Annotated in this window: 23 protein-coding genes; 11 read left to right on the top strand and 12 right to left on the bottom strand. The window is 69.4% G+C overall.

Features of this window, described 5'->3' with window-relative positions; translation table 11 throughout:
• Nucleotide 1 precedes the first annotated feature (1 nt).
• The 6 genes from AC6I9V_RS04775 to AC6I9V_RS04750 form a co-directional block, all read right to left on the bottom strand.
• Entirely contained in the window at nucleotides 2-745 is a 744-nt protein-coding gene (locus tag AC6I9V_RS04775; RefSeq protein WP_349413109.1) for a YqjF family protein, read from the bottom strand.
• Entirely contained in the window at nucleotides 745-1,524 is a 780-nt protein-coding gene (locus tag AC6I9V_RS04770) for an isocitrate lyase/PEP mutase family protein (protein WP_349413110.1), read from the bottom strand. Before AC6I9V_RS04770 ends, AC6I9V_RS04775 begins: the two co-directional genes overlap by 1 nt.
• A gap of 62 nt (nucleotides 1,525-1,586) precedes the next feature.
• Nucleotides 1,587-1,976: a DUF1622 domain-containing protein gene (locus tag AC6I9V_RS04765; protein ID WP_349413111.1), complete on the bottom strand. Its 390-nt coding sequence runs from the start codon at nucleotides 1,974-1,976 to the stop codon at nucleotides 1,587-1,589.
• Between the two features lie 42 nt (nucleotides 1,977-2,018).
• On the bottom strand, nucleotides 2,019-2,924 hold the full coding sequence (locus AC6I9V_RS04760; protein WP_349413112.1) for an SDR family oxidoreductase: 906 nt from the start codon (nucleotides 2,922-2,924) through the stop codon (nucleotides 2,019-2,021).
• A 48-nt stretch (nucleotides 2,925-2,972) separates the two neighbouring features.
• Nucleotides 2,973-3,845 carry a nuclease-related domain-containing protein gene (locus AC6I9V_RS04755; RefSeq protein WP_349413113.1) on the bottom strand — a complete coding sequence of 291 codons (873 nt, stop codon included), beginning with the start codon at nucleotides 3,843-3,845 and terminating at the stop codon, nucleotides 2,973-2,975.
• Between the two features lie 253 nt (nucleotides 3,846-4,098).
• The gene (locus tag AC6I9V_RS04750; protein WP_349413114.1) at nucleotides 4,099-5,001 is read right to left on the bottom strand and encodes an MSMEG_6728 family protein; all 903 of its coding nucleotides are present in this window, start codon (nucleotides 4,999-5,001) and stop codon (nucleotides 4,099-4,101) included.
• A 145-nt stretch (nucleotides 5,002-5,146) separates the two neighbouring features.
• Here AC6I9V_RS04750 and AC6I9V_RS04745 point away from each other — a divergent pair, with 145 nt between their 5' ends.
• Nucleotides 5,147-5,719 carry a hypothetical protein gene (locus AC6I9V_RS04745; RefSeq protein ID WP_349413115.1) on the top strand — a complete coding sequence of 191 codons (573 nt, stop codon included), beginning with the start codon at nucleotides 5,147-5,149 and terminating at the stop codon, nucleotides 5,717-5,719.
• Nucleotides 5,720-5,808: 89 nt separating this feature from the next.
• Here AC6I9V_RS04745 and AC6I9V_RS04740 read toward each other — a convergent pair whose 3' ends face one another.
• The gene (locus AC6I9V_RS04740) at nucleotides 5,809-6,471 is read right to left on the bottom strand and encodes a transglycosylase family protein (protein WP_349413116.1); all 663 of its coding nucleotides are present in this window, start codon (nucleotides 6,469-6,471) and stop codon (nucleotides 5,809-5,811) included.
• 219 nt (nucleotides 6,472-6,690) lie between these two features.
• Nucleotides 6,691-9,261, bottom strand: coding sequence for an excinuclease ABC subunit UvrA (uvrA, locus tag AC6I9V_RS04735; protein WP_497898535.1), 2,571 nt, complete (start codon nucleotides 9,259-9,261; stop codon nucleotides 6,691-6,693).
• A 65-nt stretch (nucleotides 9,262-9,326) separates the two neighbouring features.
• Here uvrA and AC6I9V_RS04730 point away from each other — a divergent pair, with 65 nt between their 5' ends.
• Nucleotides 9,327-10,439: an adenosine deaminase gene (locus tag AC6I9V_RS04730; RefSeq protein WP_497898534.1), complete on the top strand. Its 1,113-nt coding sequence runs from the start codon at nucleotides 9,327-9,329 to the stop codon at nucleotides 10,437-10,439.
• Between the two features lie 78 nt (nucleotides 10,440-10,517).
• Here AC6I9V_RS04730 and AC6I9V_RS04725 read toward each other — a convergent pair whose 3' ends face one another.
• The gene (locus tag AC6I9V_RS04725; RefSeq protein ID WP_349413119.1) at nucleotides 10,518-11,492 is read right to left on the bottom strand and encodes an aldo/keto reductase; all 975 of its coding nucleotides are present in this window, start codon (nucleotides 11,490-11,492) and stop codon (nucleotides 10,518-10,520) included.
• A gap of 226 nt (nucleotides 11,493-11,718) precedes the next feature.
• Here AC6I9V_RS04725 and AC6I9V_RS04720 point away from each other — a divergent pair, with 226 nt between their 5' ends.
• A complete protein-coding gene (locus tag AC6I9V_RS04720; RefSeq protein WP_349413120.1) occupies nucleotides 11,719-12,594 on the top strand; it encodes a pullulanase X25 domain-containing protein in 876 nt (291 codons plus the stop codon).
• A 124-nt stretch (nucleotides 12,595-12,718) separates the two neighbouring features.
• Nucleotides 12,719-13,516 (top strand): alpha/beta fold hydrolase, encoded by a 798-nt coding sequence (locus tag AC6I9V_RS04715; RefSeq protein WP_349413121.1) that lies wholly within the window; start codon nucleotides 12,719-12,721, stop codon nucleotides 13,514-13,516.
• 356 nt (nucleotides 13,517-13,872) lie between these two features.
• Here the strand turns inward: AC6I9V_RS04715 and AC6I9V_RS04710 are convergent, their stop codons facing one another.
• Nucleotides 13,873-15,084 carry a mechanosensitive ion channel family protein gene (locus AC6I9V_RS04710; protein ID WP_497898533.1) on the bottom strand — a complete coding sequence of 404 codons (1,212 nt, stop codon included), beginning with the start codon at nucleotides 15,082-15,084 and terminating at the stop codon, nucleotides 13,873-13,875.
• A 212-nt stretch (nucleotides 15,085-15,296) separates the two neighbouring features.
• Between AC6I9V_RS04710 and AC6I9V_RS04705 the strand changes: the two genes are divergently transcribed.
• Together AC6I9V_RS04705 and AC6I9V_RS04700 are read left to right on the top strand one after the other, a co-directional pair.
• Nucleotides 15,297-16,073, top strand: coding sequence for a hypothetical protein (locus AC6I9V_RS04705; RefSeq protein WP_497898532.1), 777 nt, complete (start codon nucleotides 15,297-15,299; stop codon nucleotides 16,071-16,073).
• Between the two features lie 7 nt (nucleotides 16,074-16,080).
• Nucleotides 16,081-16,827 carry a hypothetical protein gene (locus AC6I9V_RS04700; protein ID WP_497898531.1) on the top strand — a complete coding sequence of 249 codons (747 nt, stop codon included), beginning with the start codon at nucleotides 16,081-16,083 and terminating at the stop codon, nucleotides 16,825-16,827.
• Nucleotides 16,828-16,881: 54 nt separating this feature from the next.
• Here the strand turns inward: AC6I9V_RS04700 and AC6I9V_RS04695 are convergent, their stop codons facing one another.
• The gene (locus AC6I9V_RS04695; protein ID WP_349413125.1) at nucleotides 16,882-17,148 is read right to left on the bottom strand and encodes a YegP family protein; all 267 of its coding nucleotides are present in this window, start codon (nucleotides 17,146-17,148) and stop codon (nucleotides 16,882-16,884) included.
• Between the two features lie 155 nt (nucleotides 17,149-17,303).
• Between AC6I9V_RS04695 and AC6I9V_RS04690 the strand changes: the two genes are divergently transcribed.
• A complete protein-coding gene (locus tag AC6I9V_RS04690) occupies nucleotides 17,304-17,621 on the top strand; it encodes an acylphosphatase (protein ID WP_349413126.1) in 318 nt (105 codons plus the stop codon).
• Here the strand turns inward: AC6I9V_RS04690 and AC6I9V_RS04685 are convergent.
• Nucleotides 17,596-19,362: a RecQ family ATP-dependent DNA helicase gene (locus tag AC6I9V_RS04685; protein WP_349413127.1), complete on the bottom strand. Its 1,767-nt coding sequence runs from the start codon at nucleotides 19,360-19,362 to the stop codon at nucleotides 17,596-17,598. The two genes, AC6I9V_RS04690 and AC6I9V_RS04685, sit on opposite strands and share 26 nt — an antisense overlap.
• A 154-nt stretch (nucleotides 19,363-19,516) precedes the next feature.
• Here AC6I9V_RS04685 and AC6I9V_RS04680 point away from each other — a divergent pair, with 154 nt between their 5' ends.
• From AC6I9V_RS04680 to AC6I9V_RS04665, 4 genes are all read left to right on the top strand, one after another.
• Nucleotides 19,517-19,852: a cupin domain-containing protein gene (locus AC6I9V_RS04680; RefSeq protein WP_349413128.1), complete on the top strand. Its 336-nt coding sequence runs from the start codon at nucleotides 19,517-19,519 to the stop codon at nucleotides 19,850-19,852.
• A 175-nt stretch (nucleotides 19,853-20,027) separates the two neighbouring features.
• Nucleotides 20,028-20,348 carry a GYD domain-containing protein gene (locus tag AC6I9V_RS04675; RefSeq protein ID WP_349413129.1) on the top strand — a complete coding sequence of 107 codons (321 nt, stop codon included), beginning with the start codon at nucleotides 20,028-20,030 and terminating at the stop codon, nucleotides 20,346-20,348.
• 93 nt (nucleotides 20,349-20,441) lie between these two features.
• Nucleotides 20,442-21,806, top strand: coding sequence for an MFS transporter (locus AC6I9V_RS04670; RefSeq protein WP_497898530.1), 1,365 nt, complete (start codon nucleotides 20,442-20,444; stop codon nucleotides 21,804-21,806).
• Between the two features lie 226 nt (nucleotides 21,807-22,032).
• A complete protein-coding gene (locus tag AC6I9V_RS04665; protein WP_497898529.1) occupies nucleotides 22,033-23,931 on the top strand; it encodes an FAD-binding monooxygenase in 1,899 nt (632 codons plus the stop codon).
• The last annotated feature ends 14 nt before the right edge of the window (nucleotides 23,932-23,945 follow it).

Below are 23,945 nucleotides of genomic sequence, written 5' to 3'. Positions count from 1 at the left end.
CTCAACCGAAGGAATTCCCGCCGCGCAGAACCCGCGGCCAGCCAAACTGCGTCCGGACGCCCGGCGAATACAACACCGATTCGGGCGGTCCGGACACCGTGATGCCGGCCGCCGCGACGAGTTGGTCCTCCAGCACGGTCACTTGTGCCCGGAACAGCGGCCAGGGGCCGTGGGTATTGGGAACGTAGAGCGTCTTGCCGCGGAAGCGGGTGTGGAGTCCGAACCGGGCCGTGAGGTGGACGGACAGCGGATCGCTGGCCTCGGCGTCGAACTCTGGTGTTACCGCGAAATCGGTCCGCGCACCGCCCCGGAAACGCTGCACCGAATACCCGGTCGAGGGGTCGGACGGGCTCGCTGCACGGAACCGGTTCCGGGACCACACGTACGGGATGCCGGCTGCCCGGGCCGCTAGAACCACCGCCAGCCGCGACGCGTCCAGGCTCAGGAACACGACGCCCCTGGTCCCGTCAGCCTCCCGGGAGTAGAGCCGCACGTTGATCTCGTTGAAACTGCCGAAGTAGGGAACCCCCGGTCCGTTGCCCAAACCGGCGCCTTGCATGCGAAAGCCGATGAGCCCCACCCTGGCCGATCCGTCAAACACGTCCGGAACGACGCCGCGGGGCATAAAAGCCGCCGCAACGGCCTCCGGGATCCGCCAGTGCAGGAAGACGGCGTCGGTCCAGCGCTGGTCCATGATGACCGGCCGGGGCAACTCCGGCGCGTTGGGCCACGGATCCGTCTCCATTAGTTCAGGGCCCGGGTTCCTTCCGGAAGCGCTCCGCCGGCCAGCAGCGACGCCGCGGAGTCGGCCAGGGCCGTCAGTGCCACTCGCTGGGTCCACGGGCCGTAGGAGATGCGGGCCACGCCGAGTTCCTGGAGTCGGGCCGGGGCGAGCGATCCGGGAACGTTGATGACTGACACTTTGTTCCACCCGATGCCGTCCACCAGCGCTATAACGGTGGCTTCGTCCAGCAGGCCAGGTACAAACACCGTGGTTGCGCCGGCGTCGAGGAACGCCCGGCCGCGCTCAACTGCGTCGGCGAGCACGGAGCCGGGGTCCCGGTCCTTGCCTTTGAGGAACGCGTCCGTGCGGGCGTTGAGGACAAAGTCGATGCCCTCGGCCTCGGCTGCCCGCACCACGGAACTCATCTGGTCGACTGCGTCGGCGAGGGGGCGCATCTGGTCCTCGATGTTGGCACCCACAATGCCGACGCCGATCGCCTTGCGTACTGCCTCGCCAGGGTTCCCGTAGCCCGACTCAAGGTCGGCGCTGACCGGAAGGGAAGTCGCGGCGGCGATGCGGCCGACGGCGCTGATCATCTCGTCCAGCGGGATCTTCTCGCCGTCTTCATAGCCCAGCGAGGCGGCGATGGAGTGGCTGGCCGTGGCCAGGGCCGTGGTGCCCGGGATCTCAGCGACCACCTTTGCGGTGATCGAATCCCAGACGTTGATGACTTGAAGAATATCGGGGGCTCGGTGCAGACTCAGAAATTCGGTGGCTTTGGAGGCAAGGGAATTAGTCATTTCGCGAGCCTAGCCGGAGGCAGCAACAGCCGAGAAGGGTTTTCCGCTCTCGGGGGAACCAGTCAGCTGGCCGTCGACGCCGCTGGGGCGCCTGCGGGCTGCTTCTGCCAGGGCCAGCGGCCGGTGATTTCGAGCTCGAGGGAGAAGCTGAGGAAGGTCCGGATCAGCACGATGACGGCCAGCACGGCGACGCTCTCGAACGTCGGGGTGATGGCCACCGTGCGGATGATGTCCGCGGCGACCAGCAGTTCGAGGCCCAGCAGGATAGACCGACCCAGCAGTTGCCGGTAGGAGCGGTATTTGGAGAGCGGCTCCGAGTCGGCCGGAAGCCCGCGCGGTTGGACACCCCGCAGCGCCATCGGCAGGGAAACCAGCGCGCCCACCACCATCACGGCCACCCCGGCAAAGTCCATGAGGCCGCCGATTGCCTCGATGATGCTTCTAAAGTCCATGCTGCTCCTCGTTGGGGATCGTGGTCTGCCGTCGTCTGTACGTCAGGGGTGCCGCTCGCCGACGCCGGCCAGGATGGCGCGGTAGCCCTCGCGGAAGCTCGGATACTCAAACTCGAAGCCGGTGCCGCGCAGGAGCGCGTTGCTGACGCGCTTGTTCCCACCCCGCGACGGCTCGCCGACGCGCGATCCGGCACCAGATCCGGCTCCAACCCCCGACGCCGGTTCAGCCCGGCCGGGCTCCGGCAGCCCCAGCTCGCCAGCCAGGAACCGCAACACCTCGCCCAACTCAGCAGGCTCGTTGTCCACACCCAGATACACAGGCGCGGGCTCCGCAGCCATCAAACAGAGATGCACGATCGCGGCAGCGGCGTCGTCGCGGTGGATCCGGTTGGTGAAGCGGGACTCCGCCGGGATTACCGCCGAGCCGCCGCGTACCTGGTCGATCAGCCGGGTGCGGCCGGGCCCGTAAATGCCGCCAAGACGCAGCACCACGGGGGAAATTCCGGTCCCGCGAAGACGGCTATAGAGCAGCTCCTCGGCCTCGCGGATGATGCGGCCGGAAAATCCGCCGGGACTCGGCGTCGTCGCTTCGTCCACCCAGCCGCCGTCGGCGTCGCCGTACACTGCGGTGGAGGAGACGAACAGCATCCGGCGGACCGGCGCCCCGGACGCCGCCACGGCGTCGAGCACATGCGCCAGGCCGTCCACGTACGCGGCCCGGTACGCCTCCTCGGTGGGCGCATCCGCCGCAATGGATACGACGACGGCGGTGGTGTCCGCCGGGATGGGCGGCAGTTCGCCACGGCTCAGGTCAGCCGCGGCGCCCTCGATGGCCGCCGGCAGTTTCTCCGGCGAGCGTCGCCAGCCCACCACACGGTGTCCGGCCGCGGCAAAGCGCAGCCCGGCCTCGGTCCCCAGATCGCCGCAACCGGCCAGCAGTACAGTCATACCGGCCAGTCTGCCAGCAATTGCGCAGTGATGCCGCGAGCGGGGCAGCTAACGGGCAGGGACAGTTTGGGTGACGGCCGGGGAGGGGCGGGGAGCCGGGGTAACTGCGGGCCGGTAACTGGACAAGAAGTTGATCAGCAGGGACGCCACGGCGATCAAGAAGACAAGCTGCATCAGGGCGGCGGCGATGCTTGTCCGTTTCTTCCGGCCGCGGGGGCGGCGGGTCCTGGCCGGAGCCGGTGCCGGCCGCGTCCGCCACTGCCGGAGGGAGGCAGCAGGAGCGTCGCTCGACTCGAACCTTCCCGCACTGAACTGCGCCGTGGTTAGAAGCCGGGGACTCGTGGTTCCGCCCAGCAGCTGCTGCAAATGCGCGTGGATTGTGGGTACCAGCTCCGGATCCAGGACGGCGGGAAGGCCCGCGACGGCCGCGGTAATTGTGTTCAGACCCTCGACCCTGATCCGGCTGGTTGTCGTGCCGCGGAGCTCAGGTTGGCCCACCAGGCAGATCCATCCTTGGACAAGTCGCCGGTGGTTCGGCTCAAGAAGCGCCGCAACGGCCGAGGCCTGCTGGAGCACACCCTCAATTTCCGGTTCTCGACTGTAACCGTTTTGCCGGAGGCTGCCCTCCCAAAGACGGACCTCGCCGCTCCAGTGTTTGGCGTCGACAATCACGATGCCACCGGGTCCAACGAGGAGGTGGTCAAGGTTGGCTTTCGGCCGACCCGGCCAGTGCACGTCATGGAGGGCCAGCCAGCCGTCGGGCTCGAGCGCCTGCAATTTCTCGGCGACCAGTACCTCGCCGGCCGCGCCCGTTGACCAGGCGTGGGCGTTGCGTTCGGCGCGTTCCAACTCCCGGCGCAGCCGCGTGACGCGATCTGCGGCTAGGCGAGACTGTTCGGCAGCTCCGTCTCCTGCGGCCATGACTTCCCCCAAGTAGCTCTGGCGTGGCAACACCACCCCGGAAAGCGGGGCGGTGGCTGCCACCATATGCCAAAGAACGGCAGTTGCCCAGAGTTGGGGAAGCAACCGCCGGAGGCGGTGCGGTGGGCAGCGGCGCCCCGCTCGCGGGTTCCGGTCCGCCTCGATGTTTGGAAACGTCGACGTCGAACGGAACCCGCGAGGGGTTGGCCAGCCAGCCGGCCAGCCCCGCCCGGAGCTACCGCGCCGCCCGGAGCTAGCGCGCCGCGATGGGGAAGAAGACCCGCGGATCCTGCAAAAGTGCCGGGTAGTCGAAGTCCCGGCGCGCAACGATCTCGTTGACGTGGAAGTTGCGGGCAAACACACCGTCCACGGTGATGGGCCGGCCCTGGACCTCGCCGACGGCGAAGGACTGGCCGCCGTCGAACGGGATCGCCACCACGGACTTCCCGGGCAGGGTGGTGAAGGCGTCTTCCTGGGCCTGCCGCTTGCGGGTGGGCTTCTTCACCAGCGGCTTGGCCGGGCGCTTGCGGGCGTTTTTGTCCGGCCGGCGCGAACCGTTGTCCGCGTAGACAAACTGGTACTCGTCGTCGCCGGCGGGAGCGGCGGAACCGCGGACCGGGGGCAGGCTGATGGTGTCCAGCTGCTGCGGGTCGGCGTCGCCCAGCGGCAGGCGCAGGACCCACATGCGCTCACCCGCGGGATCTTCGGGCAGCAGTTCGTGCTTGGGTTCGGGCCACACGTACTCAAGATCCGGGTCCGTGCCGGGGAACACCGACGCGTAGAACCGCTCGTCCTTTGCGAGCAGCCGGGAGCGGTGGCTCAGGTGGAAGTCCGGGTTCCCCAGCCAGTACGGCATCGGGATCTTGGCCGCGTAGTCCGGGTGCGCGGCCTGCGGGGCGAACTCCATGATCTTGTCCCGGGTGGCATCCTCGCCGCCGCGGGCGGTCCATTCATCCACCATGGCCAGGCCGTACATCGTCAGGGCCGGGACGTGGCCCATCCACATCCGGACGGCCGGGTGGGACTGCCATCCGTACTCGGGAATTACCAGCGCGCGCAGCATTTGCAGCGCCTCGACGCGCTGCTTGCCGAGCCGCGCGTCGTCAAGGGCCGCGGCGCTCTGCCGGAAATCGGGGAAGGGGAGGAAAGTCTGCATCTCTCCAGTTTGGGGCCACGGCGCCGCATCACCAATTGCTGGGCCTCGCGGGTGAGCGTGTTCACATTGCGGATACCTACAGACAGTTCCCAGCTCCGGGTTCTACCATTTACGGGAACCACCCCAGCCGCACGGAAGACCCGCCATGACCCCTAAATCACCGGCGCCCTTTGCGCCCAAGTACGGACAAATGCTCGGCCCGGAAGCCAACGGAATCCTGGTCCTAGAGGAGTTCACCCTTGACCCGGCCGAGGCCCGCAAGGAACAGAGCGGCTTCCGCGCCGCCCTGGCCTCGGTTGCCTTGACCATGCGCCGCCTGCTCGCGTTTCGGCTCCTCATCGCGGTCGTCGCGATCGCCAACCTGCCGCTCTTCCTGCTCTCCAGCGGCTGGGAAATCTACGCGATCTCCCTCGCCGTCGTGGTGGCCGTCCACGCCGCCGTCTCCTGGCTCAACCGGCACGAACCGCGGCTGCGCCAGCGCCGGATGCTCGAGCTGCACCTGCACCGGGAGCGCAGCGCCAACTACCGCAAGGTCCGCGACGCGGTGAAGTACGTCATCGACACCCCCGCCCGGATGAACGAACAGCTCTACCTCGAACTCCTCGCCGCCAAGCGCGTCGCCCTGCACCTCGCCCAGGGCACCGTGGCCCTGCTGGACACCAGCGACGACGCCGCGTGGAAGGTCCGCATCATCCGCGAACTGCCCAAGGCCGCCTGAAGACGGCGGTCTGAAAACGATTGAACGACGACGCCGGAGCGGCCCGCACAGGGTGCCCCGGCGTCGCCGCTTAATCACCTTTCGTCGGCTCAGGCGGGGAGTTTCAGGACCTGGCCCGCCAGCACGAGGTCGGGGTCGCTGATGGTGTCCGCGTTGGCGTCGGCCAGGAGCTGCCAGCCGCCTGTGATGTTGAGCTGCCCGGCGATCTTGCTCAGGCTGTCGCCGTTCTGAACCGTGTAGGTCTCGCCGCTCAAGGCCACTGCGGCAACGTGCCGGGGCGCCGTTTGAACAGGGGCCCGCTGCACTGGAACGGACCGGACCGGAACGGACTGGACCGGAACGGACTGGACCGGAGCCTTGGTTGCCGGAAGTTGCGCAGGGGCCGCTGCCGCGCCGCCGCTTAGGCCCAGCTGCGCCGAGCAGGCCGGCCACGCGCCCCAGCCCTGGCTTGCCTGGACCTTCTCCGCGACGGCGATCTGCTGCTCACGGCTGGCGCTGGCCGCCGAGCCCGTGCCTCCGTGGGCGGCCCACGTGCCCGGGCTGAACTGCAGCCCGCCGGAGTAGCCGTTGCCGGTGTTGATGCTCCAGTTGCCGCCGCTCTCGCACTGGGCCAGCGCATCCCAGGTGGAAGTCGCGGTCGCGGCGGGGGTGGAGGCGCTGGCTCCGGTGGCGGAGAGGGCGATGCCGGCGACCGAGATGGCGGCCAGGGTGGCGCCGCGGCGCGCGGCAGTAGTGAGGGTTGAGGTCTTCATGGGTTCGGCTGCTCCTGAGGGCCACCGGCGCTCGGTCCGTCCCCGGACGTTATCGTGCCACTGCCCACCCCTGACGTCTAGAGGTCATCTGCGGTGGCTGCCAGTCGGGCAGTTCTGGTGGTGGCAGCACCGGGCATGCAAACGCCCGATTGCGGGCGTGCGTCCACGGTAGGGCAGCCCCGGGCGCGGATCAACCCCCCGCCGGAACTTTTCGGCGGTTCAGCCGCCCAGCGCCAGCCCAAGGTACGGGGCGGTCCTGCTTTGTTTGGAACGGGCGACGACGGCGGGCTCGCCGGCGGCGATGATCTTCCCGCCGGCGTCGCCCCCGGCGGGTCCCAGATCGATCACCCAGTCCGCGGCGGCCACCACGTCCATCTCGTGCTCCACCACCACCACCGTGTTGCCGGCGTCCACCAGCCGCTGCAGCTGCGCCATCAGGAGTTCGACGTCGGCCGGGTGCAGTCCCGTGGTGGGCTCGTCCAGCAGGTAGAGCGAGTGGCCGCGCTGGGCACGCTGCAGTTCCGTGGCGAGCTTGATCCGCTGGGCCTCCCCGCCGGAGAGCTCGGTGGCGGGCTGGCCCAGCCGGAGGTAGCCCAGGCCCACCTCGCGCAGGGTCTGCAGGGCCCGGGCCGCGGCGGGGACACCCGCCAGGAAGTCGGCGGCCGCGTTGACGGTCAGGCCCAGCACCTCCGCGATGGTTTTGCCGCGATAGGTCACTTCCAGGGTTTCCGGGTTGTAGCGCGAGCCGTGGCACTCGGGGCACGGGCCGTAGCTGCCGGGAAGGAACAGCAATTCGACGGCCACAAAGCCCTCGCCCTGGCAGGTCTCGCAGCGTCCGCCGGCCACATTGAACGAGAACCGGCCGGCGCCGAAGCCCCGGGCCTTCGCTTCGTCCGTGCCCGCGAATTCCTTGCGGACGGCGTCGAACAGCCCGGTGTAGGTGGCGAGGTTGGAGCGCGGGGTCCGGCCGATCGGCTTCTGGTCCACCCTCACGAGCCGGTCGATCTGCTCCAGCCCGGTCACCGGGCCGACGCTCAGCGGGATGCCGGGCTCACCGGCATCCGCGGCCTCGTCCGCCGTTGCGGCCGCTGCGGCGTCCGCGTCGGGGTGCAGCCAGGAATTCGCCACCTCGGCCAGGACCTGGCTGACCAGCGTCGATTTCCCGGATCCCGAGACGCCGGTGACGGCGGTCAGGACGCCGAGCGGGAAATCGGCGTCGAGGTTTTGCAGGTTGTGGCGGCTGATGTCGCGCAGCTCGAGCCAGCCGGCGGCCTCGCGGCGGGCCTTGGAGCGCGGCGCGCGCGTACCGCCGGCGTCCGCCCTCTTTTCGGCATCCTCCGGGAACAGGTACGGCCGGGTGACGGAAGCTTCCACCTCGGCGAGACCGGCCACCGGGCCGCTGTAGAGCACCTCGCCGCCGCCCTCGCCGGCGCGCGGGCCCACGTCCACCAGCCAGTCGGCGCGCCGCACCACGTCCATGTTGTGCTCCACCACAAACACCGAGTTGCCGGCGGACTTGAGCTGGTCCAGGACGGCCAGGAGGGGTTCGGCGTCGGCAGGGTGCAGGCCGGCGGAGGGCTCGTCCAGGACGTAGATGACGCCGAACAGCCCGGAGCGCAGCTGGGTGGCGATCCGCAGGCGCTGCATTTCTCCGGGGGAGAGCGTGGGCGTGGAGCGGCCCAGTGCCAGGTAGCCCAGGCCGAGGTCCAGGAGCACGGTCACGCGCTGCAGCAGATCGCGGGTGATGGCGACGGCCACCTCGTTGGCCTCGCCCGAGGACTGTTTGCGCGAGGCGGTCCCGGCGGAGGTGAGTTCGGTGGTGGGGCGGAGGACCGCGGCGAGTTCGGTCATCGGCACGGCGTTGAGCTCGGCGATGGTCTTCCCCGCGAACGTCACGGCGAGGGCCTCGGGGCGCAGGCCGCTGCCGCCGCAGCGCGGGCACGGCCCGGTCTCCATAAAGCGCAGCACCTTCTCGCGCATGGTGGCGCTCTTCGAATCGGCGAGTGTGTGCAAAACGTAGCTGCGCGCACTCCAGAAGCGGCCCTTGTACGGCTTGGCCACCCGGTCGCGCTGCGGGGTCACCTCCACCACGGGCTGCTCTTCGGTGAACAGGATCCAGTCGCGGTGCTTCTTGGGCAGCTTCCGCCAGGGGGTGTCGACGTCGTAGCCCAGGTGGGTGAGGATGTCGCGCAGGTTCTTGCCCTGCCAGGCGCCGGGCCACGCGGCGATCGCGCCGTCGCGGATGCTCAGCGACGGATCCGGGACCAGCGAGGCCTCGGTGACGGTGTGCGCGATCCCCAGGCCGTGGCATTCCGGGCAGGCGCCGGCCGCGGTGTTGGGCGAGAACGCGTCCGAGTCCAGCGGCGCGGCGCCGTCGGGGTAGCTGCCGGCGCGGGAGAAGAGCATCCGCAGCGAGTTGGACAGCGTGGTCACCGTGCCCACGGTGGAGCGGGAGCTGGGGGTGCCGCGGCGCTGCTGGAGCGCGACGGCGGGCGGCAGCCCGGTGATCAGCTCCACCTTGGGATTGTGGCCCTGCTGGATCAGCCGGCGCGCGTAGGGCGCCACGGATTCGAAGTAGCGGCGCTGGGCCTCGGCGTAGATGGTGCCGAAGGCCAACGAGGATTTGCCGGAGCCGGAGACGCCGGTGAAGGCGACGATCGCGTCGCGGGGCACGTCCACGTCCACGTTGCGCAGGTTGTTTTCCCGGGCGCCGCGGACCCGGACGAAGCCGTCCGACGCATGGTCCGGCGCCGGGCCGGCGGGATCGGAAGCCTGCTGGGTATTCTGCATCTGTTCGACTCTATCCGCCCTGACCCGGACGGGCATCTCGGTGCCGGCGGGCATATCCTTACCGAATGGAAACTTACGACGGCGGCGCTCGGGCGCCGCAGGCGGACCAGGAGGCGGACCAGGAGGCGGAGCGGGAAGTTGAGCCGCAGGCTGAGGGCGTTGCCGAGTTCGCCGAGATCCCCGAAGCGGTGCACGCCGCCCTGCCGGTCGCGGAGCTGCACCTGCACATCGAGGGCACCCTGCAGCCGGAACTGATCTTTGCGCTCGCCGAACGCAACGGGATCACGCTGCCGTACGCGGACCTGGACGAGCTCCGCGCGCGGTACGAGTTCACGGACCTGCAGTCGTTCCTGGACCTGTACTACGCCAACATGGCCGTGCTGCAGACCGAGCAGGACTTCGCGGACATGACCCGCGCCTACCTGGCCCGGGCCGCGACGGCCGGGGTGCGGCACGCCGAGATCATGCTTGACCCGCAGGCTCACCTGTCCCGCGGGGTCTCCCTGGCGACCTGCGTCAACGGTGTGGCCTCGGTGCTGGCCACCTCCCGGGAGGAGTTTGGCATCTCCACCCTGCTGATCGCCGCGTTCCTGCGCGACCAGTCCGAGGAATCGGCGCTGGAGGTGCTGGAGCAGCTGCTTGCCATGGACGCGCCGATTGCCGGGATCGGGCTCGACTCGGCCGAGGTAGGCAACCCGCCGTCGAAGTTCGAGCGGCTCTTCGCCCGGGCCAAGGACGCCGGGCTCCGGCGGATCGCGCACGCCGGCGAGGAGGGCCCGCCGTCGTACATCATCGAAGCGCTGGACCTGCTGGACGTGGAGCGTATCGACCACGGCATCCGCTGCATGGAGGATCCCGAACTGGTCGAACGCCTGGTCCACGAGCTGATGCCCCTGACCGTCTGCCCCCTCTCCAACGTCCGGCTCCGCGCCGTGGACACGCTGGCCGAGCACCCGCTGCCGGGCATGCTCGCGGCCGGGCTGAACGTGAGCGTGAACTCGGACGATCCGGCCTACTTCGGCGGGTACGTGGATGACAACTTTGCCCAGCTCAGGTCCGTGATCGGGCTCTCCGAGTTCGACTGCGTCCGGCTCGCCGCCAACTCCATCCGGTCCTCCTTCGCGAGCGAGGAACGCAAGACCGAGCTGCTGGCAGAACTGGCCGCCTCGGGCCGCTAGGCCTTTAAAGCAACGCGGGGTCACTTACGGCCCATCCGAGAGGTCGGAATCGGCCGTAAGTGACCCCGCGTTGTCTTCTTAGACGTCGATGCTGTCCATGTGCGGGTACCGTGCGCCGGCTGCGACGCCGGCCGGAGCCAGCTCATCGAGCCGGGCCAGGTCGTCCGCGGAGAGTTCGACGTCGACGGCGCCCAAGTTCTCGCGCAGCCGTTCGCGCTTCTTGGTCCCGGGGATCGGCACGATGTGCTCGCACTGGGCCAGCAGCCAGGCCAGGGCCAGCTGCGCCGGGGTGCAGTCCTTCTCTGTAGCGAGTTCGGTGACCCGGTCCACGAGTTCGAGGTTGCGGGTGAAGTTCTCGCCCTGGAAGCGCGGGGAGTGGCGCCGGAAGTCGTCCGACGCGAAGTCCTCCTCGCTGCGCAGCTGTCCGGTGAGGAAGCCGCGGCCCAGCGGGCTGTAGGGCACGAAGCCGATGCCGAGCTCGGCCAGGACCGGGAAGATCTTGGTCTCCGGCTCCCGCTCCCACAGCGAGTATTCGGTCTGCAGCGCGGCGATGGGGTGCACGGCGTGGGCGCGGCGCACCGTGTCGGCGCTGGCTTCGGAGAGCCCCAGGTGCTTCACCTTGCCGGCCTGGACCAGCTCGGCCATGGCGCCGACGGTCTCCTCGATCGGCACGGTCTTGTCCACCCGGTGCTGGTAGTACAGGTCGATGTGGTCGACGCCGAGGCGTTGCAGGCTCGCGTCGCACGCCGCCCGGACGTACTCCGGCGTGCCGTTGATGCCCACCCACGAGCCGTCCTCGCGGCGTTCGTTGCCGAACTTGGTGGCCAGCACGACGTCGTCGCGGCGGCCGGCGATGGCGCCGCCCACGAGCTTTTCGTTGGTGGAGGGGCCGTACATGTCCGCGGTGTCCAGCAGCGTGCCGCCGGCGTCGAGGAATGCCTGGATGGTGGCGACGGATTCCTGCTCATCGCCTTGGCCGTAGAACTCGCTCATGCCCATGCAGCCCAGGCCGAGGGCCGAGACAGTGAGCGAGCCGAGGGTGCGTGATTCCATGGGGATCTCCTGAAGCAGAGGGGGATGGAATGCCGCCGAGGAGCCCGGGCAAAGCGGGCCGGCTGTGGCGGCGATCAAGCCACTCTAGTCAGCTTGCTTGCCATGGGCAACGGTTGTCTGCCTCGTCACAGTGGGTCATGACGCACAAAGTTAACCTTGTCCAGTCGCGGAACCCGGGCGAAGCTTGGCAAAATGCAGGTGGATCAATTGCTGCAAAAGGAGACCCATGGGCGCGAACGCTGCGGAAAACACCAACCTTCGGCTTAAGGCTGTGCTGGATGTCCTGGCTGAGGGGGTGTGGTCGGGCGAGAAGCTGAACGCCGGCGTCGTCCTCGGCGAGGCGATCGCGCGGGTGCCGCTCAACGACCACGAGCGCGAGCTGCTCAGCGGCGGCATCCCCCGCGGCCACAAGGCCCTCACCAGCGCCACGGCCAAGCTGGTCAAGGCCGGCTGGCTGGTCAAGGGCCGCTCGGGCTGGACGATCACCGAGGACGGCCAGCGCGCCACGGTCGCCTTCGCGGATCCCGCCGCCTTCACTGCAGCGCTCGACGCCGGCACCCCGGTTCCGGAGGGCACCCCGCTGCCGTCCGCCCCGGCAGCAAAGCGGGCACCCAAAGCCAAAGCCAAGACGGCAAAGACCGCCCCGAAGGCCGTCAAGGTAGCCGAAGAGGTCGCCGAGAAGATGGCCGAGCTGGTCGAAGAGGTCGTGGCTCCGGTCGCCAAGGCCGTCCGGAAGCGCAAGGCCGCCGCCGGGGCGCCCGCGTCCGCAGCCCCGGCTGCCCCGGCAGCGGTGGAGACCGTCGAGCAGCCCGCGGAGGTTGCCGTCGCCGGCGACTTCAACGTCCTGCTGGGCGCGCCCGCGAACTGGGCGCCGCAGTACGACGAGTCCCAGATGCAGCTGGACGAGGTGGACCAGCTCTGGAAGCTCGCCGCGGACCTGCCGGCCGGGTCGTACAGCTTCAAGATCGCGATCAACCGGTCCTGGGACGAGAACTACGGTGCCTTCGGCGTCTTCGACGGCGCCAACCACGAGGTGCACCACCGCGGCGGCCTGCTGGTTATCCGGTACGACCACCGCACCCGCGACATCGTCTCCGGCTAGGCACCGACAAGAAATCGTCCTGCCGAAGCGCAAAAGAGCTTGCGGCACCCGAAATCGGGTGTCGCAGGCGGATTCGCTGATCCTGAACCTGCCGGAAGGCCGCGGATCGACCTAGCATTGCGGTATGGACACCGTCGACGTTGCGGGCCTGCGCATCCGGTACCGGCGTGCGGGCGAGGGGCCGCCGCTGGTCCTCCTGCACGGCGCTTACGAAGATAGCCGCATTTGGAAACGCCAGCTCGACGCGCTGTCGGATGAATTCACGGTCTTTGCCTGGGACGCACCGGGGTGCGGCGGATCGGACGATCCGCCGGCGGACTTCACCGCCCATGACCTGGGCGACGCCCTGTTCGGGTTCCTCCGGGAAGCGGTACCGGGCAAGCCGCACCTCCTCGGATTCTCCATGGGCTCCGGCATCGCGCTGGAGCTCTGCCGGGCTCACCCGTCCGTCCCCGCGTCGCTGCTGCTGGTCTCGGCCTACGCCGGCTGGGCGGGATCCCTGCCGCCCGAGGAAGTCGAGCGCCGCTATGCCCAGGTGCTGGCCGAACTCGATCTGCCGCCGGAACGATTCATCCCCGCGTGGCTGCCAACACTCTTCACAGACCGTGCAGTTCCTGCGGTTGTGCAAGAAGCCAGCGCCATCATGGCGGACTTTCATCCGGCGGGAATGCGGGCACTCTTGAACGCGAGCGCACGTGCCGACTACCGCGATGTCCTGCCGACCATCGCGGTGCCCACGCTGCTCCTGTACGGTGCCGAAGATGTGCGCGCGCCAATGAGCGTGGCACGCGAGATGCACCGGCAGATCCCGGGCTCGAAGCTCGTCATTATCCCCGACGCCGGACACATGGCGGCGCTCGAGGCGCCGGAGGCCTTCAACGCCGAGGTGCGCCGCTTCCTGCACGGCGTTACCGAAGGTTGACGCGGGCTAGAACCGGGTGGGGTCCGGGCTCGGTGGAACGGCTGGCGGAGGGACCGGACCGGGATCCGGGATCGGCAGCGGGCCGGGCGTGGGCGCGGGGCCAGGCGTCGGGCTTGGGCCGGGCGCGGGGATCGGGGCCGGCGGTGTAGGGCCGGGTTCGGGCGGGAACGGGTCGCCCGGCTGCGGCTCCGGCGACGTCGGCCCGGGCTCGGGCGGGAACGGATCGGGCTCTGGCGACGGGGGAATGGTCATGGCACCGATTATCGACCCGCGCCCGCCGGGAGGGAAGACACCGGAGCGCCGAGCGGCGCCGGCCAGGGAAAGCGCCCAGGGAAAGCGAACCGCGCAAAGCGGCACTAGTTCTGCGCCGCCACCGACTTGTCCCGGTCCTCGAACACGTCCTCACCGGGGCCGGAGAACGCACGGGAGCGCTGCAAGGCCTCGATCGAACCAGTAAACAGCTGGGAATCGTGCGGGTCGGACGGAAGCCGCGATGCGGTCTCGTCGGACGCGGCGAGTTTGCCCGGACGCCTGGCGGCAGGTTGAGTGGAGGCCGCGGCCGACGGCATGGATTCGAGCCGGACGTGCGGCAGCGCCGTCGGGAATTCCTGCTGAAGGAACAGCACCAGCTCCTCGCGGATCAGGCAGCGCAGGTCAAAAAGCGAGGCGCTGTCCCCGGCGCTGACCAGGATGCGGACCCGGACAAAGCCCGCCGTGGCATCGGTGATCTGCAGGATGCCCACACGCTCGTCCCAGAGGTCGGTGGTGGCCAGGACCCGCTTTAGCTCGGCCCGCATGGCTTCCACCGGCGCACGCCAGTCGAGGTCGAACTCCACCGTGCCCATCACCTCGGACTGGCGCCGGGTCCAGTTCTCGAACGGGGTGGTGGTGAAGTAGGTGGAGGGCAGGATCAGCCGGCGGTCGTCCCAAATGTGCACCACCACGTAGGTCAGGGTGATTTCCTCGATCCGGCCCCACTCCTTCTGGACCACCACCACGTCGTCCACCCTGATCGCGTCCGTGAACGCGAGCTGGATGCCGGCGAAGACGTTGACCAGCGAGGTCTGCGCGGCGAGGCCGGCCACGATCGAGATCACCCCGGCGGAGGCCAGCAGCCCGGCGCCGAGGGCCTGGATGGCGGGGAACGTCAGCATGATGCTGCCCAGGGCCACGATCGCGATCAGCGCGACGCCGATCCGCCGGGCCAGGATCACCTGGGTGCGGAGCCGCCGGGCACGCCGGTTGTCCGCCACGTCCACCCGGTAGCGGGTGAGGACCATAGTTTCGATGATCAGCAGCACGGCAATCGCCAGCCAGGCCACGGATCCGATCAGAGCGATCACCAGGACATGGTCCACGTTGCGGCGCCAGTCGGCGTCGTCGGTGGTCAGGGCAAGGGCGATCCGCACGCCGATCAGGCAGAGCGCCAGGCGCAGGGGCATTCGCGCCACCCTAGAGGTTTCCCGGAGGGCCTCCTGCTTGCGGTTGAGCCGCAGAATAACCCGGCGCAGCACCCACGAGGCGAGCAGCCCGGCGGCCACGGCCAGGGCCACGGAGAGGAAAGGCATGGCCGAAGAAAGGAATTCTTGCATCCTTTAAGGTCTAGCAAGCTTCGCCAATCAACTGAAATCGGTGGGAAGTCAAGGTGGGTCTGGTCACGCCAGCGCCGGCCGGTCCGGGCGTTCCCGTGCCGGCCGCCGATTCGGGACCTACGGCCCTACATTCCGCGGCGGAAACCCCGAGAATTGTGCAACCACTTGCATCTCCGGGGGAGGGGGACATGCGTCGCACCGCATCATTGGCCACGGTAGGTTCTGCCGCACTCTTCGCCGCAGGGTTGCTGGCCGGGTGCGGGTCACCCGGCGCCGCGCCGGCGGCCAGTTCTGCCACTGCGTCCAGCCCAGCGTCGAGCCCGTCAGCGACGTCGACGGCGACGGCGACCTCCGCGGCGCCGTCGGCGAGCGCCTCGCAGAGCGCCGCGTCGGGCACCGCGTCCCAGGCTCCGACCTCCCCGGCCCCGGCGGGCTGGAAGTCGTTCACCACCGGGGACGGCACGCTGACCTTCATTTACCCGGAGAAATGGACCATCAACGATGCCGCTCCCGGGGCCAACGGGGCGGCCGTGGATGTGCTCACGGACTACGGCAAGACGATCGCCTCGCTCCGCACCGGGGTGGTCACGGGGGCGCAGTGCACGGAGAAGATGCCGTTTATGCAATACGACACGGCGCCGGTGCCGGCCCTGGCCGAGAAAGGAACGGTTCCGCGCTTCGTCTACGAGGCCCGGACGGACCGGACCGCGACCGACCCGGCGAAGGCCACCATTTTCGCCTACGGCCTGACCTCCGAGCCGGAACCCATTGGGACCGAGGCATGCCCCATGACGCACTTCTTCAACTGGCCGCCCAGCGGCGCCTCGTTTGGCGGCGTCTACGACCCGTTCGACACCACACCGGGCGGTCCCATGCACGTGGACAGCCCCGAGGTGTACAAGGACACCCCCGAGTACCAGTGGGCCAAGCAGATGATCATGTCCCTGCGGCCGGCGGGAAAGTAGCGGCCAGGTGACGCGGGTTCGGGCGGCGGCGGCCGCCCTGGGACTGGCCGTGTTTCTCGGCGGCTGCGGCGCCCCGGCAGCACCGGATAGTCCGACGGCGCCCGCCTCACCTAGTAGCGGCTCACCCGCCGCCAGCACCCCGGCGCCGGGGAGCGGAGCGCCGGCGACCGGAGTCCAGGCGACCGTGACGCCGTCGGACTGGCAGACCTTCACGACGTCGGACGGGCTGTCCTTCGACTATCCGCCGGACTGGACGGCCCGGGATCCCGGCGGCAAGCTCGGCGGGGCGTTCGTGGACGTCACCAATGCGGCGGGGAAGGCGATGGCCCAGCTGCGCACCAACATTGTCACCGGCGCGGAATGCGCTTCCCAGTACCCCTATCAGGTCTACGATTCCCAGACCCTCCAGGGGCTGGTGGAGCCGGGCACCGCTGACCGCGGGGCGCCGCGCTATGTCTTTGAGTCCCGCGGCGACGGCACCGAGCCCGGGCCCACGCAGTCCACCACGGCCGGGTACGGGATCACCATGATGCCCGAGGAGACCGGGGCGCTGGCCTGCCCCATGTTCCACCTGTTCCTGTGGCCGCCGAGCGGGGCGCTGTTCGGCGGCACCTACAACCCGGCAAACAACACCACGCCGGGGGATCCGGCGCTGCCGTACCTGGAGAAGGCGAAGCTGTACAGGGACACGGCGGAGTATCGGCAGCTCCGGACCATGATCACCTCGCTGCGGCCGGCGAAAACCGCGGGTTAACGACGCCGCCCGGCCGGACCAGTGGTCCAACCGGGCGGGAGCCTCACACGATGCTCACACTGCCGGGAAGTGCCTCCGCCTCCGGGTGTGGCCGTGGGGCACCTGGCTGCTCTTGGTCCAGGTGGTGCCGCCCCAGGGGGTGGAATGCGTCTCCCGGATCAGCCCGGTGCCGGCGCACTCGCGGACCGCCATGATGCCGTCCGCCGCGGAACGTTTGTCCTCGAAAGCCTTTGAGACAGCGAGCACTGTGCCGTCAGCCCCCAGCAGCCGGAACCGGACGTTCGATTCTGCGTCGGTGAAGATCTCGAATTGTCCTGCCATTGTCTTTTCCTTTCAGGCGTTCCGGTGGGCGAGGCGGGGTGTCCGCAGCGCACAGTTCCGGAGGTCTCCCTCCACCCTCCTTGGGCGCCCGCGGTGGCTGAAAGGGGCGAAAGGCCCGGATGTGGGCGACCCGGGGCCGGGACTACATTGGAGGCATGGCTGAAATCGCTGAGGGGTCCGGAGCCGCAGACACCGGAACCGCCGTCCGGCTCACGGCCCGGGTGGAGGGCGTGGTGCAGGCCGTCGGGTTCCGGTACTGGACGGTGCTCAAGGCCGAGGAACTCTCCTTATGCGGAACCGTCAGGAACAACGACGACGGTTCGGTCGCCGTCGTTGTGGAGGGACCGCAGGCGGTGGTGCTGCAGTTCCGGAGCTGGCTGCGCTCGCCGGACGCGCCCGGGCGGGTGGATCATGTAGACGAATGGATCACCCCGGCCACCGGGGCGTTCAGCAACTTCCGGGTGGTGTACTGAGCGCGGGTCCGGCTCCCGGCGCCGGCGTGAGCAGCCCGCTCGCCAGCACCGCCTTCCGGGACAGGGTTTTGTAACCCTCGCGCTCGAACAGCACCGTGATCAGCCCGTCGTCGTGCCGCATCACCAGACCCGGGCCCCAGAGGGCATGCTCCACCGCCGAGTTCAGCGGGAACGCCGCGGCGTCGGCCGGGCCTGCGCCGGCCGACGCGGCCGCGGCAGCCCCGACGTCGTGCGCCCGGGACGCCGACCCGTCCGCGCAGTTGTCGCAGTTCCCGCACGGGGCGGGGAGGTCCTCGCCGAAGTAGCCCAGCAGGAACTGGCGCCGGCAGCGGTGCGTCTCGGCGTAGCTGCGCATCATGGCGATGCGGGACTTGTCCACGCGTTCGCGCGCCGCGGCGAGGGCGACGGCGCGTTCCACCAGCTGTGCGGGATCGGCGTCGGGGTCCAGGCGGATCCGGCCGTCCGCCACGGAGACGCCGCCGGTGTCCTGCAGCTGGTTCAGCAGCCCGGTGAGCCGGCGCCGCGGGTAACCCGTGGCGGCGGCCAGGTCTGCCGTCGGCACGGAACCGCCGGCGTCGCGCAGGACAGCAAGGACGGCGAGCAGCGCGGACTCGTCCGGGCGGTGGGTGGCGAAGTAGCGGCGCAGGCCCAGGTCCTCGGACCGGTAGTGCAGTACGGCCTGTGCGGGCAGGCCGTCGCGTCCGGCCCGGCCGATCTGCTGGTAGTAGCTGTCCAGCGACTCCGGGATGTCCGCGTGGAGCACGAACCGGACATCCGGCTTGTCGATTCCCATGCCGAACGCGGTGGTGGCCACCACTGCGTCGAGTCCGCCGGCGAGGAACTGCCGGTGGACCTCCTCCCGCTCCGTCGGTGTCCGGCCCGCGTGGTAGGCGGCGGCGCGCAGTCCCTTCTGCGATAGCTTCGCGGCGTACTTCTCCGTGTCCTTGCGCTTGGCGGCGTAGACCAGGCCCGGGCCGTGCAGTTCGCCGACTAGCGCGGCGGCCTGCCGCACCACCGCGCGGCGCTTCTCCTTGTCCTCGTGGTGCCGGACGACGTCGAGGCTGATGTTGGGGCGGTCGAAGCCCCGGACCAGGACCAGGGGATGCGTCAGCCTCAGGCGATCCAGGATTTCCTCACGGACCGGGGGAGCAGCGGTGGCGGTCAGGGCCGCCGTCCTCGGGTTGCCCAGGCGCTCGCGGACCTCGCCGAGCCGGAGGTAGTCGGGCCGGAAGTCGTGGCCCCAGGTGGAGACGCAGTGCGCCTCGTCCACCACAAACAAGGCGGGGTGGAGGGCCGCGATCCGGTTCACCGTGCCGGCCTTCGCCAGCTGTTCCGGGGCGAGGAACAGGAAGACGGCGTCGCCGCGCTCCGCCGACTGCCAGGCGCGCTCCTGATCGGAGGCGCTGTGCGAGGAATTGACGGCGACGGCGTGGTCCGGGCCGAGCGCTTCCGCGAGGCCGTCCAGTTGGTCTTCCTGCAGGGAAATCAGCGGGGAAACGACGACGGTGGGCCGCTTCAGCTGCCGGTGCAGGAGCAGGGCGGGGACCTGGTAGAGGGCCGACTTCCCGTAGCCGGTGGGCATTACCGCGAGGACGTCCTGGCCGGCGGCGAGGGCGCGCATGCCCGCGAGTTGCCCGTCGCGCAGTTCGGGAAGGCCGAAGGCGGTGGCGGCGAGGGTGCGGAGGGCGTCGTCGTCGGGCGATTCGACTGCTTCCCGGCCCGGGCCGATGGCCTCGCTCATAGGGCGCTTCCCTTTCGCGATCTCGAGGGCGATGGCGGCCGGTGCTGGCCCCTGAGTTCAGCGTAGGCGCAGGCGGGGGTTACAAGAAGCGCGTTGCGCGGGCCGGGACAAATGGCCCTCGGCACGGACCGCAGCGGTGGGTAGGGTGGCCCGCATGCAGAAGATATCGATCGATGCCCTGGCCCGTCAGCAGGTCACCGCGGCGCTCGCGGCCGGCAGCGGGCGGGCCGCCGACACCGTCTACGGCGGCCACGAGAAGGTGCTCCGCCAGACCGTGATGGCCTTCAAAGCGGGGACCCAGCTGAGCGAGCACCAGAATCCGGGGGATGCGACGGTCTACGTGATTCGGGGCTGTGTCCGGCTGCAGGCGGGCAACGAATCGTGGCAGGGGAAGGCCGGTGACCTGCTGATCGTGCCGGACGGTTTGCACAGCCTGATGGCGGAAGAGGATTCGGCCATCCTGATGACGGTGGCGAAGGCCAGGGGCTGAGCCAGGGGCGGCCCGCCCGCCGGACTTTCCGGAAGCTGTTGTCAGTGCGCAGGTGTGGGCCTACGCTGTGGTTCGGCGGCCCCATTCCGGGGACCGGCTCCAGGATCCTCCCTCATGGGGGTGCCATGCCCACCCCCGGATGCCTGCGTCCTGGAATCACGGGACAGGAAAGACCATGAGCAAATATCTGTTTGAAGCCAATTACCTGGGCGAAGGAATCAAGGGACTCATGCGCGAGGGCGGCAGCAAGCGCCGCGACGCCCTGGTGGACGCGCTCAAGTCCGTTGGCGGAACCCTCGAGTGTTTCTATTACGCCTTCGGGGACACCGACGTCCTGGGCGTCCTCGAGGCCCCGAGCGACGCCGACGCCGCGGCTCTCTCGCTGATGATCAATTCCACCGGCAGCGTCAACGTGCGCCTGAAGCCGCTGATGTCGGTCGAGGACATCGACGAGGCCGTCAAGAAGACGCCGTCGTACCGGGCGCCGGGGCAATAACGGGCTGCCGCCGGCCTGCTGTGTGACGCGCCAACCCGCCCGGGGCTGGCCACGGGTTCGGTCCGGGCCACCGCCGTAGGACAGACTGTTGCCGTGAGCAACTCTTCCCGGACCGGCGTCGCCATCGCAGGACTCAGCCTCGGCACGGCGCTGAACCCGCTGAACTCCTCGATGATCGCCGTCGCGCTGGTGGTCTTGCGCGCGGATTTCGCGCTCGACGTCGCCACGGTCACCTGGGTGGTCACGTCCTTCTATCTCACCTCCGCGGCCGGCCAGCCGTTGATGGGACGGCTGGCGGACCGCTTCGGCCCGCGCCGGTTGTTCCTGCTGGGCATGGCACTCGTGGCGGTGACGTGTGCCCTGGCCCCGTTCGCGCCGAACTTCGCGCTGCTCTGTGTGGCGCGGGCATTTATGGCCCTCGGGACCGCGACGGCCTACCCCAGCGCCGTGGTGATGGTGGCGGCACTGGCGCGGCAGGCGAACGTCAATTCCACCCGGCCGCTGGGCCGGATCCAGATGGCCAACACCTCGGCGGCCGCCGTCGGGCCGGTGGTGGGCGGCCTGCTGGTGAGCCTGGTGGGCTGGGAGGCGCTGTTCCTGATCAACGTCCCGCTCGCCCTGGCGGCGATCCTGGTGGTCCGGCGGTTCGCCCCGGCGGACAAGGAACGCGAACGCGGCCGGGTGTCGGAATTGCTGCGCGACTCGGACCTGCCCGGCATCGGCGCGTTCATCTGCGCCCTCGTGCTGGTGATGATGGCGCTGCTCAACGTGCTGCCGGCCTACCGGTGGTGGCTGCTCGGCGCAGGCTTGCTGCTCGCAGCGCTGTTCGCCCTGCGGGAGCTGCGCTTCAGCCCGCCCTTCCTGGACCTGCGGCTGCTCGGCCGCAACCGGCCGCTGCTGCTGGTCTACCTGGGCTTCGCGCTGTTCAACGGCGTTTACTACTTCGCGTTCTTCGGCCTGCCGCAGCTGCTGCAGACCGCCGGCGGGTACGACCCGGGCATCGTGGGCCTGCTGATGCTGCCGCTCGCCGCCATCTCGGTGGTCGGGACACCCTTCGCGGTCCGCGCCATCGACCGGTTCGGCGTGCGGCGGGTGCTGATCGCCGGCGTCGTACTGCTAATCGCGGCGTCGGGCACCATGTGGCTGCTGACCGCATCGCTGGCCGCTCCGCTGGTGCTGGCGATGACGGCGCTACTGGGCGTGCCTTATTGCGTGGTCAGCATCGCCTCGAGCCAGGGCATGTACCTGTCCACCCGGCTGGAGGAGCGGGGGGTGGCGGCCGGGATCTACCAGACCTGCCGCTACCTGGGCGCGATCACCGCGACCGTGCTGATCGGCATCTTCTACGGCACCGGCGTGACCCAGGCGAACTGGGGGCTGATGGTCTTTGTCATGCTGGGCCTCGGCGCCGTGGTGTTTGTGGTGTCGCTGCTGTGGCGGGAGCGCCGGACGGCGTAGGCCGCTCCTTCGACGCCGGGAGGCCGTCGACGTCGTTACGCCTTCGCCTCCCGTGACACCTTGACGCGTGGAAGAGCCGGGTCCAGTGTGTGAGCGGAACCACAGAAAAGTTGCCCGCACCCTCACGCGACGCCTATAGTCAAAGCAGCGATTCGATAATCGAACAAGAAGTTCTATTATCGAACACACGACGGCAGCCAACCCTACAAAGAAGTGAGGACAGCCCGTGCATTTCCACCACCACGGTTACGTATCCGGGGACCCGCGGGTTCAGCCGGCCGCCGGTGTCGGCCTTGACCGGCCCGCGGAACTTCCCGACGTCGTCGACGTCCTGATTGTCGGCACCGGCCCCGCCGGCATGGTCGCGGCCGCCCAGCTCTCCCAGTTCCCCGGCGTCACCACGCGGATCGTGGAGCGCCGGCCCGGCCGGCTCGCCATCGGACAGGCGGACGGCATCCAGGCCCGCAGCGTGGAGACGTTCCAGGCCTTCGGCTTCGCCGAGCGGATCATCGCCGAGGCGTACCGCATCACCGAGATGGCGTTCTGGAAGCCGGACCCCAAGGATCCGTCCCGCATTGTCCGCGCCGCCCGCACCCTCGATGACCCGGCAGGAATCAGCGAGTTCCCGCACCTGATCGTCAACCAGGCCCGCGTCCTGGACTACTTCGCCGAGGTTATGGCCAACGCCCCCACCCGGATGACGCCGGACTACGGCTACGAATTCAAGGCCCTGGAAGTCGGCGAGGGGGAGTACCCCGTCACCGTGACGCTCGCGCACACCTCCGGACCCGACGCCGGCGCCGAGCGCACCGTCCGGGCCAAATACGTCGTGGGCGCGGACGGCGCCCGGAGCAAGGTGCGGGACTCGATCGGCTGCACCATGGCCGGCGACAAGGCCAACCACGCCTGGGGCGTGATGGACGTGCTGGCCAACACCGACTTCCCGGACATCCGGACCAAATGCGCCATCACCTCGGGCAGCGGCGGCAGCATCCTGCTGATCCCGCGCGAGGGCGGCCACTTGTTCCGGATGTACGTGGACCTGGGCGTGGTCCCGGAGACCGACGCCGGCGCGGTGCGCAGCACCAGCATCGAGCAGATCATCGCCAAGGCCAACGCCATCATCCACCCCTACACGCTCGACGTCCGCAACGTCGCCTGGCACAGCGTCTACGAGGTGGGCCACCGCCTGACCGACCGGTTCGACGACGTCCTGCCGGAGGACCGCGGCACCCGCACCCCGCGGGTGTTCATCACCGGCGACGCCTGCCACACCCACAGTGCCAAGGCCGGCCAGGGCATGAACGTCTCCATGCAGGACGGCTTCAACATCGGCTGGAAGCTCGGGCATGTGCTGGAGGGCCGGAGCCCGGAGAGCCTGCTGGCCACCTACTCGGCCGAACGGCAGGTGGTCGCGAAGAACCTCATCGACTTCGACAAGGAATGGTCGACGCTGATGGCGAAGAAGCCGGAGGAATTCGACAGCCCCTCCCAGCTCGAGGACTTCTACGTCAGCACTGCCGAGTTCCCCGCCGGCTTTATGACCCAGTACGCCCCATCCATGCTGATCGGCGAGCCGGAGCACCAGGAGCTGGCCACCGGGTTCCCCATCGGCAAGCGCTTCAAGTCCGCGCCGGTAGTGCGGGTCTGCGACACCAACCCGCTGCACCTCGGACACCAGGCCACGGCCGACGGCCGGTGGCGGATCTACGTCTTCGCGGATGCTGCCGCGGCCGGTGGGCCGTCACCCACCACGGACCTGGCCGACTGGCTGGCAACCGCGCCGGACTCGCCGTTGGCCGCCACGCCCGAGGGCTTGGACCGCGACGCGTGGTTCGACCTCAAGGTCATCTACCAGCAGGACCACACCAGCGTGGACATCGGCGCGGTCCCGGCGGTGTTCAAGCCGCAGGTGGGTCCGTTCCAGCTGGACTACCTCGAGAAGGTCTACGCCGCGGATCCGCGGGCGGACATCTTCGAACAGCGCGGCCTGGACCGCCGCGGCGTCGTGGTGGTGGTCCGCCCGGACCAGTATGTTGCCACCGTGCTGCCGCTGACGGCGACGGCGGAGCTCGCCGCGTTCTTCGCGCCGCTGCTGGGGGAGCGGGTGGCCGGGCGGGCGTAGCCGAGAAGTAGTTC

The organism is Arthrobacter sp. SlRoot2-15, from assembly GCF_059739345.1.
This window is presented reverse-complemented; position numbering and strand designations above follow the sequence as displayed.

What these genes read in the sequence shown, in the direction of transcription:
- AC6I9V_RS04775 (WP_349413109.1), bottom strand. Translation starts at nt 745, where the DNA reads ATGGAGACGGATCCGTGGCCCAACGCGCCGGAGTTGCCCCGGCCGGTC.
- AC6I9V_RS04770 (WP_349413110.1), bottom strand. Translation starts at nt 1,524, where the DNA reads ATGACTAATTCCCTTGCCTCCAAAGCCACCGAATTTCTGAGTCTGCAC.
- AC6I9V_RS04765 (WP_349413111.1), bottom strand. Translation starts at nt 1,976, where the DNA reads ATGGACTTTAGAAGCATCATCGAGGCAATCGGCGGCCTCATGGACTTT.
- AC6I9V_RS04760 (WP_349413112.1), bottom strand. Translation starts at nt 2,924, where the DNA reads ATGACTGTACTGCTGGCCGGTTGCGGCGATCTGGGGACCGAGGCCGGG.
- AC6I9V_RS04755 (WP_349413113.1), bottom strand. Translation starts at nt 3,845, where the DNA reads ATGGCCGCAGGAGACGGAGCTGCCGAACAGTCTCGCCTAGCCGCAGAT.
- AC6I9V_RS04750 (WP_349413114.1), bottom strand. Translation starts at nt 5,001, where the DNA reads ATGCAGACTTTCCTCCCCTTCCCCGATTTCCGGCAGAGCGCCGCGGCC.
- AC6I9V_RS04745 (WP_349413115.1), top strand. Translation starts at nt 5,147, where the DNA reads ATGACCCCTAAATCACCGGCGCCCTTTGCGCCCAAGTACGGACAAATG.
- AC6I9V_RS04740 (WP_349413116.1), bottom strand. Translation starts at nt 6,471, where the DNA reads ATGAAGACCTCAACCCTCACTACTGCCGCGCGCCGCGGCGCCACCCTG.
- uvrA (WP_497898535.1), bottom strand. Translation starts at nt 9,261, where the DNA reads ATGCAGAATACCCAGCAGGCTTCCGATCCCGCCGGCCCGGCGCCGGAC.
- AC6I9V_RS04730 (WP_497898534.1), top strand. Translation starts at nt 9,327, where the DNA reads ATGGAAACTTACGACGGCGGCGCTCGGGCGCCGCAGGCGGACCAGGAG.
- AC6I9V_RS04725 (WP_349413119.1), bottom strand. Translation starts at nt 11,492, where the DNA reads ATGGAATCACGCACCCTCGGCTCGCTCACTGTCTCGGCCCTCGGCCTG.
- AC6I9V_RS04720 (WP_349413120.1), top strand. Translation starts at nt 11,719, where the DNA reads ATGGGCGCGAACGCTGCGGAAAACACCAACCTTCGGCTTAAGGCTGTG.
- AC6I9V_RS04715 (WP_349413121.1), top strand. Translation starts at nt 12,719, where the DNA reads ATGGACACCGTCGACGTTGCGGGCCTGCGCATCCGGTACCGGCGTGCG.
- AC6I9V_RS04710 (WP_497898533.1), bottom strand. Translation starts at nt 15,084, where the DNA reads ATGCCTTTCCTCTCCGTGGCCCTGGCCGTGGCCGCCGGGCTGCTCGCC.
- AC6I9V_RS04705 (WP_497898532.1), top strand. Translation starts at nt 15,297, where the DNA reads ATGCGTCGCACCGCATCATTGGCCACGGTAGGTTCTGCCGCACTCTTC.
- AC6I9V_RS04695 (WP_349413125.1), bottom strand. Translation starts at nt 17,148, where the DNA reads ATGGCAGGACAATTCGAGATCTTCACCGACGCAGAATCGAACGTCCGG.
- AC6I9V_RS04690 (WP_349413126.1), top strand. Translation starts at nt 17,304, where the DNA reads ATGGCTGAAATCGCTGAGGGGTCCGGAGCCGCAGACACCGGAACCGCC.
- AC6I9V_RS04685 (WP_349413127.1), bottom strand. Translation starts at nt 19,362, where the DNA reads ATGAGCGAGGCCATCGGCCCGGGCCGGGAAGCAGTCGAATCGCCCGAC.
- AC6I9V_RS04680 (WP_349413128.1), top strand. Translation starts at nt 19,517, where the DNA reads ATGCAGAAGATATCGATCGATGCCCTGGCCCGTCAGCAGGTCACCGCG.
- AC6I9V_RS04675 (WP_349413129.1), top strand. Translation starts at nt 20,028, where the DNA reads ATGAGCAAATATCTGTTTGAAGCCAATTACCTGGGCGAAGGAATCAAG.